This window comes from Phenylobacterium sp., assembly GCF_041920015.1.
Lineage (GTDB): Bacteria > Pseudomonadota > Alphaproteobacteria > Caulobacterales > Caulobacteraceae > Phenylobacterium.
The window spans coordinates 33943-50221 of the sequence record NZ_JAYRST010000017.1; the positions used below are offsets into that span (position 1 = coordinate 33943).

A 16279-nucleotide genomic window follows, 5' to 3' on the forward strand; every position below is an offset into this window, starting at 1 on the left:
AGCGCGGAATCCGTCCGTCTCGAAAGACGACCAAATGACCCTTGCCGATACGGCTTACGCCCGGCCCAACGCGCCCCTTCCCAATCGCTACGGGGCGATGTGCACGGAAATCTACGACCTCGACAAACCGCCGGGCAGTCTCCCCGACGTTCCCTTCTGGATCGACCGGTTGGCGGGAACCGACGGCCCGATCCTGGAGGCGGGCGTGGGAACCGGCCGCCTGCTGATTCCCCTGCTGGAGGCCGGCTTCCAGGTGGAGGGCTTCGACGGCTCGCCCGACATGCTCGCCGCCTGCGACCGCCACTGCGCCGGGCGCGGCCTGTCGCCCGCGCTCCGCCAGGCCAGGTTCCAGGACTTCGCCTACGACCACAGCTTCGCGGCCATTCTCGTGCCGGTCGGGACCTTCAACCTGATCGACGACTTCGCCGAGGCGCTGGGCGTCCTGCGGCGGTTCTTCGATCACCTGGCGCCCGGCGGGCGGCTGATGATCGACCTGCTGCCGCCCGGCTACCTGACGGGCGAACGCCCCGACATCCGCACCTGGACGACGCCCAGCGGCGACCTCCTGCGGATCGAGGGGCGGGCCGTGGATATCGACCTCGTCCGTCAGCGCCGCGTCACCCACGACCGCTACGAACGCTGGCGCGACGGCCGGCTGGTGGAGTCCGAGTTGGAGATCATGGCCTTCCGTGTCTGGGGCCTGAAGGAGTTCGAGATGGCGCTCGCCATGGCGGGCTTTTCTCAGATCTCCGTCGGCGCCGACCACCAGCCGGGCAAACGGCCGGGCCGATCCAGCCGCATCCTCAACTTCGAGGCCCTGCGACCCGCCTGACGGGGCGCGGCAGCGGCGCCGGGACGGGGCTCCCCACCCGATCCCGGCGCCCACCCTCGTTCTTCCGTTCATTCCCGGCTCCGCGCCGGACCTTGAGTTTCCGCCATGACCGAATTTTTCGACGACGAAGACGACGACAACCGTCCCCGAAGTCTGACCAACCGCCAGGTGCTGGGCTTCATGGCCGGCCACTGGCTGCGCGAACCGCGCAAGTTCGCGGCGATCATCGCCCTTGGCCTGGTGGCGACGGTCTGCGACCTGTCGATCCCCTGGGCGACCCGCGGCCTGATCAACGCCGTCTCCGCGCCCGAGAAGGTGACGCAGGCGGCCTGGGCCGCCTGGGCCAGCCTCTCGGTGCTCTACCTGATCTTCTACATGTCGCGGACCAGCATGTTCCGGGTCATGAACGGCTTCTACGCCCGCATCATGTCGCGGATGGTCAAGGAGGGCTTCGCCCGCGTCCAGGCCTTCTCGGCCGACTGGCACGCCTCGAACTTCGCCGGCGCCACCGTGCGGCGGGTCAGCCGCGCCATGTGGGGCTATGACAGCGCTTCGGACGCCCTGATCGGCATGCTGATCCCGACCGTGCTGGTGCTGGGCGGGCTTGCGATCTCGCTCGGCCTGCGCTGGCCGGTCGCGGGCCTGTTCGTCGCCGTCGTGATCGTCGCCTTCGCGGCCTACAACGTCCTGATGTCGGTGCGCTACGTGCGGCCGGCGAACCTGAGGTCGACCGCGCTCGACTCCCACATCGGCGCGGCCCTGGCCGACGCCATCGGCGCCAATCCGACGGTCAAGAGCTTCGGCGCCGAGGCGCGCGAGGAGGCCCGCTTCGCCTGCACCGTCGACGCCTGGCGCTGGGCGGTGAACAAGACCTGGGACCGCTTCAACGTGGTCGGCTTCGGCCAGAACCTCCTGCTGATCGTTCTGCAGGCGGGCCTGACCGGCTTCCTGGTCCATGCCTGGTCGCAGGGGCGCGCCTCGCCGGGCGACGTCGCCTTCGCCATCACCTCGTTCATCGTCATGGCCGGCTACATGCGCAACTTCAGCGAGATCACCCAGATGCTGCAGAAGGGCCTCGACGACATGCTCGACGTCGCCGCCTACATGCGCACCGAGCCGCAGTTGAAGGACGCTCCGGACGCCAGGCCGTTCCGCGGCGAGCTGGGCGAGATCGTCTTCGACCGCGTCACCTTCGGCTACGAAAGCCAGCCGCGGCCGCTCTACGAGCGCTTCACCCTGGTGGTGGCGCCTGGCGAGCGGATCGCCCTGGTCGGGCCGACCGGCTCGGGCAAGTCGACCTTCGTCAAGCTGGTCCAGCGCCTCTACGACGTGCAGGAGGGGCGCATCCTGATCGACGGCCAGGACGTCGCCCATGTCGACCAGACCAGCCTGCGTCAGGCCATCGCCGTGGTGCCGCAGGACCCGGCCCTGTTCCACCGCTCGATCGCCGAGAACATCGCCTACGCCCGTCCCGGCGCGACGGCGGAGGAGGTGATGCTGGCCGCCCGGCGCGCCCGTGCGCACGACTTCATCGAACGCCTGCCCAATGGCTACGACACGCCGGTCGGCGAGCGCGGCGTGAAGCTGTCGGGCGGCGAGCGCCAGCGTGTGGCCATCGCCCGCGCCTTCCTGGCCGACGCCCCGATCCTGGTGCTGGACGAAGCCACCTCCTCCCTCGACGTCGAGACCGAGCGTCAGGTCCAGGCGGCGATGGAGGAATTGATGGTCGGCCGCACCACTATCGTTATCGCCCACCGCCTCTCCACCATCCGCGGGGCCGACCGCATCCTGGTCTTCGACCGGGGCCGGATCGTCGAGGAGGGCGGCCACAGCGAACTGATCGCGCGCGGCGGCGCCTATGCGCGCCTCCATGCCGTGACCGAAGGAACCGCCACGTGACGGAACATTACGAAGACACCGAAGACACCAAGGCCCGCGTCCTTTCCAACGGCAAGGTGCTCGGCTTCATCGGCAGCTTCTGGCTGCGGCGGCCCTGGCTGCTTACGGCCTGCATGGTCCTGACCCTGGCGGCGGTGGGGTTCGATCTCGCCCTGCCGTGGGCCGCCGGGCGGCTGGTGGACGCGGTGGCGGCCGGGCCGTCCCAGGCCGACCTCGCCTGGCGGGCCTGGGCGTTGTTCGTCGGGGTCTACCTCGTCTTCGCCCTGGTGCGGAACGCCGCCAACCGGTTCTGGAACCCGCTGGCCGCCGGCAACATGAAGGAGATGACCGACGAGGGCTTCGCGCGCGTCCAGTCCTTCTCGGCCGACTGGCACGCCGACACCTTCGCCGGCGCCACTGTCCGCCGGCTCAGCCGCGCCATGTGGGGCTACGACCTGGCGTCCGACGCCCTGGTGATGTGGCTGGGGCCGGCCCTGCTGGTGCTGGTGGGCCTGTCGGGCGTGATGATCGCGCGCTGGCCGATGGTCGGCCTGTTCTCCCTGGCGGTGGTGATCGTCTATGTCGCCTCGAACATCCTGCTCTCGGCCAGGTACATCCGCCCGGCCAACCTGAAGTCGGTGGCGCTGGACAGCCGCATCGGCGGCGCCCTGGCCGACTCCCTGACCTCCAACCCGACCGTCAAGGCGTTCGGGGCCGAGGCCCGCGAGCAGGCGCGCATGGAAGAGATCACCAGCCTCTGGCGGCGCCTGACGCTGACCACCTGGACGCGCGGGGTCAATGTCTGGCTCTGGCACAACCTGCTGCTGGTCGGGCTCCAGGCGGGGCTCACCGGCCTGCTCCTGCGCCTTTGGGCACAGGGTCAGGCCAGCGCCGGTGACGTCGCCTTCGTCATCACCTCGTTCATGTTGATGAGCGGCTATCTGCGCAATGTGGGCGAGAACATCCGCATGCTGCAGAAGGGCATGGACGACGTCGAGGACATGGCCCGCTACAGCCGCACCGAGGCCGAGGTCCAGGACGCGGCGAACGCCGCTTCCTTCGCCGGCGACCTGGGCGAGATCGTCTTCGACCGCGCGACCTTCCGCTACAAGTCGGCGCAGGAGCCGCTCTATCGCGACTTCTCCCTGCGGATCGCGCCCGGCGAAAAGATCGCCCTGGTCGGGCCGACCGGCGCTGGCAAGTCGACCTTCGTCAAGCTGGTCCAGCGGCTCTATGACTTGGAGGGCGGCCGCGTCCTGATCGACGGCCAGGACATCACCCAGGTCGACCAGGGCTCCTTGCGGCGCGCCATCGCCGTGGTGCCGCAGGACCCGGCCCTGTTCCACCGCTCCATCGCCGACAACATCGCCTATGCGCGGCCCGGTGCGACGCAGGACGAGATCGAGCTGGCGGCGCGGCGGGCGCGGGCCCACGACTTCATCGCTCGCCTGCCCGGCGGCTATCGCACCCTGGTCGGCGAACGCGGCGTGAAGCTGTCGGGCGGCGAGCGCCAGCGCGTGGCCATCGCCCGCGCCTTCCTGGCCGATGCGCCGATCTTGGTGCTGGACGAGGCCACCTCGTCCCTCGATGTCGAGACCGAGCGCCAGGTCCAGGCGGCGATGGAGGAACTGATGGTCGGGCGCACGACCATCGTCATCGCCCACCGGCTTTCGACGATCCGCGGGGCCGACCGCATCCTGGTCTTCGACCACGGCCGCATCGTCGAGGAGGGCCGCCACGCCGAACTGGTGAGCAAGGGCGGCGCCTACGCCCGCCTGCACGCCGTCACCGAGGGCGCGGTCTAGGACATGTTGGAGCGCCGGGCGCCGGCCCGTCGTCTCTGACCGCTGACACGGGGATGGCGCCCCGTGTTAGACATCCCCCAGGGCTTCGGGCCCAGGGGGATGTTCATGTCGTATGTCGAGCAGGTGGTTCAGTGGCTGCGTGACCGGTTGGCGCGCGATCCGCCCCTGGCCGATCCGCGCGAACTGAACCTCGTCCTGCGGGTGCTGGCCATCTGGCGCTCGCGCGCCATCGGCGAGGCCTATGTCCGCCACCATGGCGCGAAGATCATGCAGGGGCCGTTCGCCGGCATGGACTACCTGACCGTCGCGACCGAAGGCGCCCTGACGCCGCGCCTGATCGGGACCTACGAATCGGAGCTGCACCCCTACCTCGCCCGCTTCGCCCAGGACCCGCCCGACTGCGTGATCGATGTCGGCTGCGCCGAGGGCTATTACGCCGTCGGCCTGGCGCGGATGATGCCGGGCGTCACCGTCCACGCCTTCGACATCCAGGCCAAGGCCCGCGCCGCCTGCGCCGAGCTTGCGGCCCGCAACGGCGTCGCCGATCGCGTCGTCATCGGCGAGCGGTTCGAGCCGGACGGTTTCGAGGCCTTCAAGGACCGCCGCTGCCTGGTGCTGGTCGATATCGAGGGCGCGGAGGACGACCTGCTGCGCCCCGATCTCTCGCCCGCCCTGGCCGGCATGAACCTGATCGTCGAAACCCACGACGTCTATCGCAAGCGCGTGCTGGATCGGCTGGTCCAGCGCTTCTCGCCCACCCACGACATCGTGCGCCTCGATCCCCAGCCCAAGACCCTGCCGCTGCCCGCCTTCCTGAAGGGCGCCGGCCACCTGGACCAACTCCTGGCCGTCTGGGAGTTCCGCCTCGCCGCCACCCCCTGGCTGGTGATGACCCCGAAGGGTTAGGTCAGCGCCGCCGCCAGCGCCTCGGAGAGGTCGCCCTTGGGCGCGGCCTCCACGCGGTCCAGCCCCAGCCAGCCGGCCATCAGCCGCAGTTCGGCGGCGAGGCGCGCGGGCGTCTCGGCGTTGGCGTCCGGCTCGGCGTGCGCGGCCTGGACCTTCAGCACGCCGCTCTTGCGCTCGGCCTTCAGGTCGACCCGCGCAGTGATCGCCTCGCCCTGCAGGAAGGGCAGCACATAGTAGCCGTGCACGCGCTTGTGCGCCGGGGTGTAGATTTCCAGTCGCACCCGTGTTCCGAACAGTCGCTCGGTCCGCTCGCGGAACCAGATCAGGTTGTCGAACGGCGAAAGCAGGGCGTTGGCGGCGATCTTCCGCGGTCGCCGCGCTTCGGGGTGCAGATAGGCCGGCTGCTCCCAGCCCTTGACGCTGGCCGGCGTCAGGTCGCCCGCCTCGACCAGTTCGGCGATCCGCGCCTTGGTCTCGACCACGCCCATGCGGAAATAGTCGCGCAGGTCGCGCTCCGTCGCGATCCCCTGGGCGCGGGCGGCGATGCGGATCAGTTCGCGCTGCGCGTCCTCACGCGGCGGCGGCTCGCCTCTGGCCGCCTCGGGCAGCACCTCGCCGGGCAGGCCGTAGACCCGCTCGAACGTCCCGCGCCGCGTGGCGGTGGTCAGGTCGCCGACCCAGAACAGGCACTCCAGCGCCCGCTTGCCCTCGCTCCAGCCCCACCAGCTTCCGGCGCCCTTGGCCCCCAGGCTCAGTTCGGAGGCCGGCATCGGTCCCCTGGCCGCGATCTCGGCCAGGCACTGGTCGATGAACTCGCCGTGACTGCCCAGGAAGCGCGCCACGCCCCTCCAGATCCCCACGCCCTGCCGCGCATCCTCCATCCGCCAGCGCAGCAGCCGGTGCGTGGCCGCCGGCAGCAGCGAGGCCTCGTGCGCCCAGTATTCGACCAGCGTCCGCCGCTTGCCCCAGGCGATCTCCTCCAGCAGCGGCCGTGGATAGGCGCCCAGGCGGGAGAAGGCCGGCAGGTAGTGGGTGCGCGACACCACGTTCACCGAATCGATCTGGATCACCCCCAGCCGCTCGATGGTCTTCAGCAGATGCCGCCGGCCCGGCGCGGTGGGCCGCCGGTCGGCGAAGCCCTGCGCCGCCAGCGCGATGCGCCGCGCCTCGCGCGCCGAGAGCGTTTCCGTCCCCACCCTAGGGATTAAGCCGTCCGACGGCGTCGATCTGGAACGGGAAGAGGATGTCCGGGTCCGGCGCTTCCACTTCTGCGGCGATCTCCTCGGGCGCGATGGTCTTGATGACGTGGCGCATGACGTTGAGCCGCGCCTGCTTCTTCTTGTCGGTCACCACGCAGGTCCAGGGCGCGATCGGCGTGTGGGTGCGCGTCAGCATGTCGTTGCGCGCGGCGCTGTAGTCGTCCCACTTCTCCTGGGCGACGTCGTCCATCGGGCTGGTTTTCAGGGCCTTCAGCGGGTCTTCGCGGCGTTCCTTCAGCCGCTGCTCCTGCTCCTTGCGGCTGATGTCGAGCCAGATCTTCACCAGCTTCAGCCCGCTCTCGACCAGCATCTCCTCGAAATGCGGCACGTCGCGCAGGAAGGTCTCCTGCTGGGCCGGGGTGGAAAAGCCCATCACCCGTTCCACGCCCGCCCGGTTGTACCAGGAGCGGTTGAAGATCACGACCTGGCCGGCGGAGGGCAGGTGCGGCACATACCGCTGGAAGTACCACTGGCTGGTCTCCAGCTCGGTCGGCTTGGGCAGGGCGACCACGCGGGTCGCGCGGATCGACAGGTGCTCGGTCATCCGGCTGATCGCGCCGTCCTTGCCGGCCGCATCGCGCCCTTCGAAGATGATCAGCGCCTTCTCGCCGCTCTTCATCGCCCCTTGCTGATAGCGGACCAGGGCCAGTTGCAGCCGCGCCAGATCGGCCTCGTAGGCGTCGTCTTTGTCGTTGTCGGGTTTTCCCATGGGACGAACCTAGTCCTGATCGTGCGCGCAGGGCTAGAACCTCCTGCATGATCCGACTCTACGTGACCGCAGACCTCGCCCCCGGCGTCGCCGTGGCGCTCGACCACGGGCAGAGCCACTATCTCGCCTCCGTCATGCGGCGCGCGGTCGGCGACGAGGTGCTGGTCTTCAACGGCCGTGACGGCGAATGGCGCGCCCCGATCGAGGTGCTGGGCAAGCGCGGTGTCATCGTCCGCCCGACCGTGCAGGAGCGCTCCCAAGCCCTCGGGCCCGACCTCGATCTCGTCGTCGCCCTGGTCAAGCGCGCCCGGGTCGAGACCATCGTCGAGAAGGCCGCCGAGCTTGGCGCGCGCCGCGTGCGCCTGGTGATCACCGAGCGGACCAACGCCGAGCGCACGCGCCTCGACCGCCTGGCCGCCATCGCCGCCGAGGCCGCCGAGCAGACCGGCCGCCTGGACGTGCCGCACATCTTCGAACCGGTGAAGCTTTCCAGGCTGATCGAGGATTGGGACCCCGCGCGCCGCCTGTTGTTCTGCGACGAGGCGGGCGACGCCAAGCCCGCGCTGCATGCGCTTCGTGACGCTCCGCCCGGCCCCTGGGCGATCCTGATCGGCCCCGAGGGCGGCTTTTCCCCGGCCGAGCGGGAAGCCCTGCGGAACCTTCCCTATGCGACGCCCGCTACCCTGGGACCGAGGATCCTCCGGGCCGACACCGCCGCGATCAGCGCGCTCACCCTCTGGCAGGCCGTCCAGGGGGACTGGGGGGCGGCGTGAGGGCGATTGGCGGCGCCTTGAGGTTTCCTGAATTGCGCGCACCTGTCTGAACGGCGTAAAGATCGCGCCCGTTTTGGAGTCCAGGGGCAGGGGAGAACCAGATGGCCGACGTCGTGACCGACGAACGACCTCTCACGTTTGAGGACCTTGTCCGCTGGTTCGAGGCCGGCGAGAAACCCGCCGACGCCTGGCGCGTGGGCGCAGAGCACGAGAAGTTCGTGTTCCGGCTCGGCACGTACGAGACGATCCCTTACGAAGGCCCGGCCGGCATCCACGCCCTGCTCCAGGGCCTGATGCGCTTCGGCTGGGAAGGCGTCTACGAGGGCGAAACCCTCATCGGCCTGGAACGTGGCAAGGCCAATGTCAGCCTGGAGCCGGGCGGCCAGTTCGAGCTCTCCGGCGCGCCGCTGGAGACCATGCACGATATCTGCGAGGAGACCAGTCAGCACCTGGAGGAGGTGAAGACCGTCGCCGGCGAGCTCGGCCTCGGTTTCCTCGGCCTCGGTTTCACGCCGGTCTGGCGGCGCGACGAAATCCCGGTCATGCCCAAGGGCCGCTACAAGATCATGCGGGCCTATATGCCGAAGGTCGGCAATCTCGGCCTCGACATGATGTTCCGCACCTGCACGGTGCAGGCCAATCTCGACTTCAGCTCCGAAGCTGACATGGTGGCCAAGTTCCGCACCAGCCTGGCCCTGCAGCCGATCGCCACGGCGCTGTTCGCAAATTCGCCCTTCGTCGAGGGCAAGCCCAGCGGCTTCCTTTCCGCGCGCGCCAATGTGTGGACCGACACCGACCCCGACCGGACCGGCATGCTGGACTTCGTCTTCGCCGACGGCTTCGGCTACGAGACCTACGCCAACTATGCGCTCGACGTGCCGATGTACTTCGCCAAGCGCGGCGGCCAGTACGTCGACCTCTCGGGCCGCTCGTTCCGCAAGTTCATGGACGGCCAGCTCGACGAGCTTCCCGGCGATCGCCCCTCGATCAAGGACTGGGCCGACCACACCACCACCGCCTTCCCGGAGGTGCGCCTCAAGCAATACTTGGAGATGCGCGGCGCCGATTCGGCGCCCCTGGGCCGCCTCTGCGCCCTGCCGGCCCTGTGGGCGGGCGTCTTCTACGACCAGGCCGCGCTCGCGGCCGCCTGGGATCTCTGCAAGGACTGGCGGGTCGAGGACCACGAGCGCCTGCGCGCCGACGTCGCCCGCCTGGGCCTCAAGGCGCAGGTCGGCGGCCGCAGCGTCCAGGACGTGGCCAGGGACATGGTCGCCATCGCCAAGCAGGGCCTGAAGAATCGGGCTCGCCTCAACGCCGCCATGGTCGACGAAACCGTCCATCTCGCCGAGCTGGAAGAGATCGCGGGCCGCGGGATCACCCCGGCCGAACGCCTGCTGGAGCTCTACAACGGCCCGTGGAAGGGCGACGTGCGCCACGTCTTCGAAGACTTCGCCTACTGACGCCGAGGCTCGTCGTCGGCCGGTAGCCGGCCGCTAGACCACCCCGCCGTCGCGGGGCGGACTCTCGACATTGGGCGGCCAGTGTTCGCCCTGGCTGACGCCCGAGCCGCTGTCGGTGTGCTGCACGATCTCGTCCACCGCCGCGTGCGGATGCTTGGGGTCGACCAGCATGTCCTCGACCGCATAGACCTCGACCTTGTCTGGATAGAAGGCCAGCCGCCCGCGGATCGACTCCATGGCCGGATAGGGCTCCTCATAGGTCCAGACCGCGTTCTCGGCGAATCGTCCGTCCATCAGGATCGTGTAATAGGCCGCATCGCCCTTGTAGGGGCAGTGCGTGTGCCGGTCGGTGCGCGAGAAATACTCCATCGAGACGTCGGCGCGCGGAAAATAGACCACCGGCGCATAGCTGGCCTCGGTCAGGATCAGCGCATCGCCCGTATCGGCGATCACATGCTCGCCATACATGGCGCGCCAGCGCGTCTTGGCGGGGGCGATGTCGATCGGGTGGTCGGGGCCGGGTGTCAGCATGGACGCTCCTCCTTCGCCGGAACCAACGCCTGACATGGGCCCGGGGCTCCCGTTTGGCTAGACCATTTTCGGCTTGGGCGTGGCGCTCCAGGGGCGGCGGATTGCTTGTGCTTGTTTCATCGGCGTGATCTTCTCGCGCCAAATCGGCCCGGCTGGGAGGAAACGACCCCGATATGACGCCGGCCCGCCCAAGCAATCGGAACACCAGGCCCTCATGAACATCGTAGTCCTTCTGGGGATCGTCATCACCTTGGCGACCGGCATCCCCGTGCTCCTGCAGTTGCTGAAACAGCATCCGCGCGGATTGATCATCCTGTTCTTCGCCGAGATGTGGGAGCGGTTTTCCTACTACGGGATGCGGGGCATCCTGATTTTCTACCTGACTCAGCACCTGCTGTTCGACGACGCCACCGCCGGGGCGCAGTACGGCTCCTACACCAGCCTCGTCTATCTCCTGCCGCTGCTTGGCGGCCTGGTGGCCGACCGCTATCTGGGCACCCGCAAGGCGGTGGCCTTCGGCGCCCTGCTGCTGGTCGCCGGCCACCTGACCATGGCGGTCGAGGGAACGCCCGCCACCCAGCAACTGGTCTATGGCGGTCAGAGGTACGAGGTGGCGGCCGAGGGCCGGATGGAGTCGCGCAGCGTCAAGCTGATGGTCGGCGACAAGGCCTACGACTTCGGCCCCGCCGCCAACGGCGGTCTGGAGATCAAGGGGCTTCCTGCCGGCGGCGCCTTGCCGACCGTGTTGCCGGAAGGCAGCTTCACGATGGAGAAGCAGGTCGATCCCCTCGGCAAGAACGCCTTCTACCTGGCGGTCTCGCTCATCATCATGGGGGTCGGGTTCCTCAAGCCGAACATCTCGACCATCGTCGGCCAGCTCTATCCGCAGGGCGATCCACGCCGGGATTCCGGCTTCACCCTCTACTATTACGGCATCAATCTCGGCGCCTTCTGGGCCTCGGTGCTCTGCGGCCTGCTCGGCCAGACGGTCGGCTGGTGGGCGGGCTTCGGCCTCGCCGGCGTCGGCATGGCGCTGGGCTGGGTCGTCTTCGTGTTCGGCAAGCGCTACCTCGAAGGCAAGGGCGAACCGCCCAATCCCGAACTGCTCAAGGCCCGCGTCGCCGGTCCGATCAACCGCGAATGGCTGATCTATCTCGGCGGGATTCTCGGCGTCCTGCCGGTGTGGTTCCTGGTCCAGAACAACCAGCTCGTCGGCTACGCCCTGGCCATCTCCACGGTCCTGTCGCTGATCTTCATCGCCTATTTCCTGGCGACCAAGTGCAACAAGATCGAGCGCGAGCGGATGATGCTGGCCATGGTGCTGGTGCTGGGCTCGGTGGTGTTCTTCACCCTGTTCGAACAGGCCGGCACCTCGCTCAACCTGTTCGCGGCCCGCAACGTCGACCTGATGGGCGTCTCGGCGGCCCAGACCCAGTCGTTCAACGCCGGCTTCATCCTGATCTTCGCCCCGATCTTCGCCGCCCTCTGGGCCTGGCTCGGCGCGCGCGGCAAGGACCCGAACCCGGTGCTGAAGTTCGGCTTCGGCCTGTTGCAGGTCGGCCTCGGCTTCCTGGTCGTGGTCTGGGCCCAGGGCATGGCCGACGAGAACTATCGCCTGCCGCTCATCATACTGGCCCTGCTCTACATGCTGCACACCACCGGCGAGCTCTTCCTCTCGCCCGTCGGCCTTTCCGAAGTGACCAAGCTGTCGGTCGCCTCGGTGGTGTCGTTCATGATGGCGGTGTGGTTCCTGGCTTCCTCCATCGCCCAGTTCGTCGGCGGACTGATCGCCGGCGCCATGGGGGCCGAGACGGTCGGCGGCCAGGTGCTGGACCCGGCCGCGGCCCTGGCCACCTCGATGGACGGCTTCAACAAGCTAGGCTGGGCCGGCGTCGGCGTCGGCGTCGTCTTCGTCGTGCTCAGCTTCTTCATCAAGCACTGGGCGCACGGCGCCAACACCGCCGAAGGTCATGCCCGGCCCGAGCCGGAAAGCCTCAGCGCCGACCGCACGGCCTGACGGCCGGGCGAGCCTGGAGCCAAAGGCGGCCGGATGCGCGAGCGTCTGGCCGCCTTTCATTGACTAGGTTACGAGGACTCTAAATCGTCTCCACGACCTAGGCGCCGAACGTCTTGCGCAGGCGGACGTAGAAGGTCCGGCCGAATGTCAGGTCGCGGTCGTCGGTGAACGCCAGGGGGCTGACGTCCCGCGGTCCGGAATAGATGTTCCGGGTCGTGCGGATGCCGCGTTCGACCAGGTTGTTCAGCTCCATCCGCAGCATCAGGTCCGGTTGCAGCCGGATTTCCACGAACGGCTTAACCCAGGCCGATTCCAGCTTCACCGTCGCGACGCGGTCGAACTGATAGGAGGTCTCGCGCCACCCGCCGAAGACGTCGATCCCCCAGGTGGCCTTCCAGCGCGGCAGGTCCTGGCTGAAGGTCGCCTCCCACTCCAGCGGCCGCAGGTCGGAGATTTCGCGCGCCCGCCCGGTCGTGGGATCGATCACTTCCGACCAGCGGCGGGTCGCCTCGCCCTTGATCTGCGCGCCAGGAAGCCCCAGCCGCGACAACGGCACGGTCAGGTTGACGATCAGCTCGTCCTTGGTCCCCGCGCCGATGTTGCTGGGCGCGTCGAAGACGCCGGCGCTGGTGAAGATCAGCGCGCGGTCGATCACGTCGTCGAGCGCCGAGCGGCGGTAGGTGACCACGATGACCCCATCGGTCCAGAATCGCTGCTCGACCGCCGCCTCCGTCACCCAGGCCTGTTCGGGATTGAGGTCGGGGTTGCCCGCCGTGACCGTCCCCTTGTTCAGCGAGGAATCGGCGACGAAATCGTCGAAATCGAGCTGGCCGACCACGCGCTCGACGCGCAGGCGAAGCTGGGTGTCCGGCAGGGCCTGCCAGGTCGCCGCCAGTCGCGGCTTGGCGAAATGCAGCGACTTCTCGAGCTGGACGTCTCCCGCCGACGAGATCGAAGAGCTTTCGTAGCGCAGGCTGGCTTCCAGCGTCACCGCCTGGGCCGGCCGCCAGGTCCCCTTGGCGAAGACCTCGTTGCGGGTTTCCTCGACCGTGACATTGGCCGCCGGCAGCTCGACCTCCGCCCCGCCCAGGGCCAGGTGGGTGTGGCTGTCCAGCTTGTTGAACGCGCCTTCGCCGCCGACCTCCAGGCTGAGGGCCGGGGACACCTGGCGTTTCACAACCGCCCGGCCGATGGTCTCGCTGGACTCTCGCAGCAGGTTGAAGCGGCCGGTCTCGGCGGGCGAGGCGAAGGCGGAGGTGATGTCCTGGTCGCGGGTCTGGCGAATCCCGATGAATTCCAGGTCGGTCCTGGGGCCGAAACTGCGGGTGAAGCGGCCGCCCAGTTCGGTGTCCTTGCGCAGATAGACGTCGTCGGTGGTGTGCAGTTCGAAGACCGGGTCGGTGATCTGGCGATCTTCCTCGAACTTCCAGTGGTCCCAGAACATGCGCCCGTCGATCCGCGCCTTGCCGCCCAGCAGCGGCTGTTCGTACGCGCCGGTCAGGGTCTTCTGCAGGCCATCGCTCTCGGACTCGATCTGCGACCGCTCGATGATCGCGCCGTTCGGGCCGATCTTCACGCCGGGGCCGTCGTCGCCGCCGTCGTCGGCCCCGTAGCCGTAGCGGGCCGAGCCTTCCCAGTTGCGGCCGTCCTTGCCGCCGGACAGCTCCAGCCGGACGCCGTGGTGGTTGCGCCCATCGTAGATCGCGTTGTTGGCGACCGCGACCAGGCCGCGCAGTCCGCCTCCGGGCTTGCGCACGACATTGGCGACCACGGTCTTGCCCTGCATGTCGATCCCCGGCGCCCCGCCGCGGATCAGGTCGATGCGTTGGATTCGGGCGGCCGGGATGCGGCGCAGGAGTTCGTCCAGCGGGTCGGTCTTGCTGGTGGGGCGTTGGCCGTCGACCAGGGCGTTGCCGCCGCCGCCCTCGAAGCCGCGGATGGTATCGCCGGTGTCGAGCGCAAAGCCCGGCAGGCGCAGCAGCATCTCCCAGGCGTTGCCCGCCTGGGCGCCGGCGAAATAGGCGGCCGGGTAGCTGATGACCCCTTCGGCCTGCGCGGACGTCGGCGCTTCGGCCGCGACGGGCCCGGCCGCTTCGCCCTGTGCGGCGGCGGTCAGGGCGAGGGCCGAGGCCATGGCCGGAACAAGCATGTGACGAACTCCCCAAAGGTCGCTCGCAAGTGACCCGCGCGCCGGGGGAGACGCTAATTAAATCCAGGAAAGGTGGATTAAAGATCCGAAATGTATCAGCCGGTTAGGGATCGAAATCCCTTGCCAGGCCTCAGATGTTGGTGCCGCCGACCGTCAGTCCCGTGATCTTCAGGGAGGGCTGGCCGACGCCGACCGGCACGCTCTGGCCCGACTTTCCGCACACCCCGACCCCGGGATCGAAATCGAAATCGTCGCCGATCATGGTGACGCGGGTCAGGGCCGACGGACCATCGCCGATCAGGGTCGCGCCCTTCACCGGCGCGGTGATCTTGCCGTTCTCGATCAGATAGGCCTCGGTGCACTGGAAGACGAACTTGCCGTTGGTGATGTCCACCTGGCCGCCGCCGAAATTGGCGCAGTAGAGCCCGCGCTTGGTCGAGGCGATCATCTCCTCGCGCTTGTGGTTCCCGCCCAGCATGGCGGTGTTGGTCATCCGCGGCATGGGCATGTGGGCGTAGGACTGGCGCCGCCCGTTGCCCGTGGCGGCCATGCCCATCAGGCGTGCGCTCATCCGGTCGTGCATGTAGCCGACCAGCACGCCATCCTCGATCAGCACGGTGCGTTCGGTGGGCGTGCCCTCGTCGTCGACGGTCAGCGAACCGCGCCGGCCCGGCAGGGCGCCGTCATCGAAGACGGTCACGCCCGGCGCGGCCACTCGCTCGCCGATGCGGCCCGAGAAGGCCGAGGTGCCCTTGCGGTTGAAGTCGCCCTCCAGGCCATGGCCGACGGCTTCGTGCAGCAGCACCCCGTTCCAGCCGGGGCCCAGCACCACATCCATCTCGCCGGCCGGGCAGGGGACGGCGTCCAGATTGACCAATGCCTGGCGCAGGGCTTCCTCGGCCTGCTCCTGCCACTTCTCCGGCGTGATCCAGGCGTCGAAGCCGGCCCGGCCGCCGGCGCCGGCGAAGCCGTTCTCGCGCCGGCCGTCCTTTTCGACCGTCACCTGCACATTGATCCGGCAGAGCGGGCGCACGTCGCGGATCAGCCTGCCGTCGGCGCGCAGGATCTCCACCGTCCGCCGCTCGCCCGCCAGGCTGGCCATCACCTGCACCACGCGCGGATCGCGCGCGCGCATCCAGGCGTCGATCTCCTGCAACAGGGAGACCTTGTCCGAGAAAGCCGGCGAGGCGGTCGGGTCGTCCTCGCCATAGAGCTTGGCGTTGGTCGCGCGCGGACCTTCGGCCGAGACGCCGGAATAGCCCCGCTTGGCCAGGGCCGAGGATTGTCCCGCCCGCTTCAGCGCCGCCTCCGACACTTCGCTCGAATGCGAGTAGCCGGCAGTCTCGCCCGCCACCACCCGCAGGCCGAACCCTTCCGACGAATCATATGAGGCCGACTTCAGCCGTCCGTCGTCGAACAAAAAGGCTTCGCTCTCCGAGCGCTCGACGAACAGTTCGCCATCGTCGGCGCCGGCCAGGGCTTCGCCGAGGATCTCGCGCGCCCGTTCTGGAGCGACGCCGGCGGAGTCGAGGATCGAGGGGGCGGAGGTCAGGGCGTTCATCACTTCGGGCTTTCGCGATACGAGCCCACAGAAATAGGGGCTTGGCGGGCAAACGTCACCCCATGCCGGGCCATGCGGCAGGTTGTTGCGAGCCCAGGTCGGCAACCTGCCGACAGATCGGCCGATTACGCCATTTTCCGTCCCCCGCGGTCCCATGACGCGCAGTTGACGCCGAGACATTGCGCCATAGGGGGGCTTGGCGTCTTGGCAAGCCTCGGGAGAGCGCGTATGGACCCCGACTTAAGGGCGGGGTCTCGCAAGTTTGCGGGGCGCCGCCTCGATTCCAGTCGGCGGGGGCGATCGTCTTTCGCGAGGCGCGGCCGGCCAAGCAGACCGAGGGGACATGAAGTCTAGGGTTCAGGGCATGCGGACGTGGGCGGCGGCCGCCGCGGCGGGCGC

General features: G+C 68.8%; 12 protein-coding genes. 7 read left to right on the forward strand and 5 right to left on the reverse strand.

Annotation, left to right across the window (positions count from 1 at the left end):
• Nucleotides 1–34: 34 nt before the first annotated feature.
• From ACE3TL_RS05790 to ACE3TL_RS05805, 4 genes are all read left to right on the forward strand, one after another.
• The gene (locus ACE3TL_RS05790; protein WP_374577773.1) at nucleotides 35–832 is read left to right on the forward strand and encodes a class I SAM-dependent methyltransferase; all 798 of its coding nucleotides are present in this window, start codon (nucleotides 35–37) and stop codon (nucleotides 830–832) included.
• 105 nt (nucleotides 833–937) lie between these two features.
• Nucleotides 938–2731 carry an ABC transporter ATP-binding protein gene (locus tag ACE3TL_RS05795; protein WP_374577774.1) on the forward strand — a complete coding sequence of 598 codons (1794 nt, stop codon included), beginning with the start codon at nucleotides 938–940 and terminating at the stop codon, nucleotides 2729–2731.
• Nucleotides 2728–4515: an ABC transporter ATP-binding protein gene (locus tag ACE3TL_RS05800; protein WP_374577775.1), complete on the forward strand. Its 1788-nt coding sequence runs from the start codon at nucleotides 2728–2730 to the stop codon at nucleotides 4513–4515. Before ACE3TL_RS05795 ends, ACE3TL_RS05800 begins: the two co-directional genes overlap by 4 nt.
• A 105-nt stretch (nucleotides 4516–4620) precedes the next feature.
• Nucleotides 4621–5421, forward strand: a complete 801-nt coding sequence (locus ACE3TL_RS05805; protein WP_374577776.1) for a hypothetical protein — start codon at nucleotides 4621–4623, stop codon at nucleotides 5419–5421.
• Here ACE3TL_RS05805 and ACE3TL_RS05810 read toward each other — a convergent pair.
• On the reverse strand, nucleotides 5418–6617 hold the full coding sequence (locus ACE3TL_RS05810; RefSeq protein ID WP_374577777.1) for a winged helix-turn-helix domain-containing protein: 1200 nt from the start codon (nucleotides 6615–6617) through the stop codon (nucleotides 5418–5420). The two genes, ACE3TL_RS05805 and ACE3TL_RS05810, sit on opposite strands and share 4 nt — an antisense overlap.
• A 1-nt stretch (nucleotide 6618) precedes the next feature.
• The gene (gene ppk2, locus ACE3TL_RS05815; protein ID WP_374577778.1) at nucleotides 6619–7389 is read right to left on the reverse strand and encodes a polyphosphate kinase 2; all 771 of its coding nucleotides are present in this window, start codon (nucleotides 7387–7389) and stop codon (nucleotides 6619–6621) included.
• A gap of 47 nt (nucleotides 7390–7436) precedes the next feature.
• Between ppk2 and ACE3TL_RS05820 the strand changes: the two genes are divergently transcribed.
• Nucleotides 7437–8162, forward strand: a complete 726-nt coding sequence (locus ACE3TL_RS05820; protein ID WP_374577779.1) for a 16S rRNA (uracil(1498)-N(3))-methyltransferase — start codon at nucleotides 7437–7439, stop codon at nucleotides 8160–8162.
• Between the two features lie 101 nt (nucleotides 8163–8263).
• Nucleotides 8264–9622 (forward strand): glutamate--cysteine ligase, encoded by a 1359-nt coding sequence (locus ACE3TL_RS05825; protein WP_374577780.1) that lies wholly within the window; start codon nucleotides 8264–8266, stop codon nucleotides 9620–9622.
• 33 nt (nucleotides 9623–9655) lie between these two features.
• On the opposite strand, the gene ACE3TL_RS05830 is transcribed toward ACE3TL_RS05825, so the two are convergent.
• On the reverse strand, nucleotides 9656–10153 hold the full coding sequence (locus ACE3TL_RS05830; RefSeq protein WP_374577781.1) for a DUF427 domain-containing protein: 498 nt from the start codon (nucleotides 10151–10153) through the stop codon (nucleotides 9656–9658).
• Nucleotides 10154–10367: 214 nt separating this feature from the next.
• On the opposite strand from ACE3TL_RS05830, the gene ACE3TL_RS05835 reads away from it, so the two are divergent.
• Nucleotides 10368–12170, forward strand: coding sequence for a peptide MFS transporter (locus ACE3TL_RS05835; protein ID WP_374577782.1), 1803 nt, complete (start codon nucleotides 10368–10370; stop codon nucleotides 12168–12170).
• 97 nt (nucleotides 12171–12267) lie between these two features.
• Here the strand turns inward: ACE3TL_RS05835 and ACE3TL_RS05840 are convergent, their stop codons facing one another.
• Nucleotides 12268–14319: a TonB-dependent receptor plug domain-containing protein gene (locus ACE3TL_RS05840; protein ID WP_374577783.1), complete on the reverse strand. Its 2052-nt coding sequence runs from the start codon at nucleotides 14317–14319 to the stop codon at nucleotides 12268–12270.
• A 130-nt stretch (nucleotides 14320–14449) separates the two neighbouring features.
• A complete protein-coding gene (tldD, locus tag ACE3TL_RS05845; protein WP_374577784.1) occupies nucleotides 14450–15880 on the reverse strand; it encodes a metalloprotease TldD in 1431 nt (476 codons plus the stop codon).
• Between the last annotated feature and the right edge of the window lie 399 nt (nucleotides 15881–16279).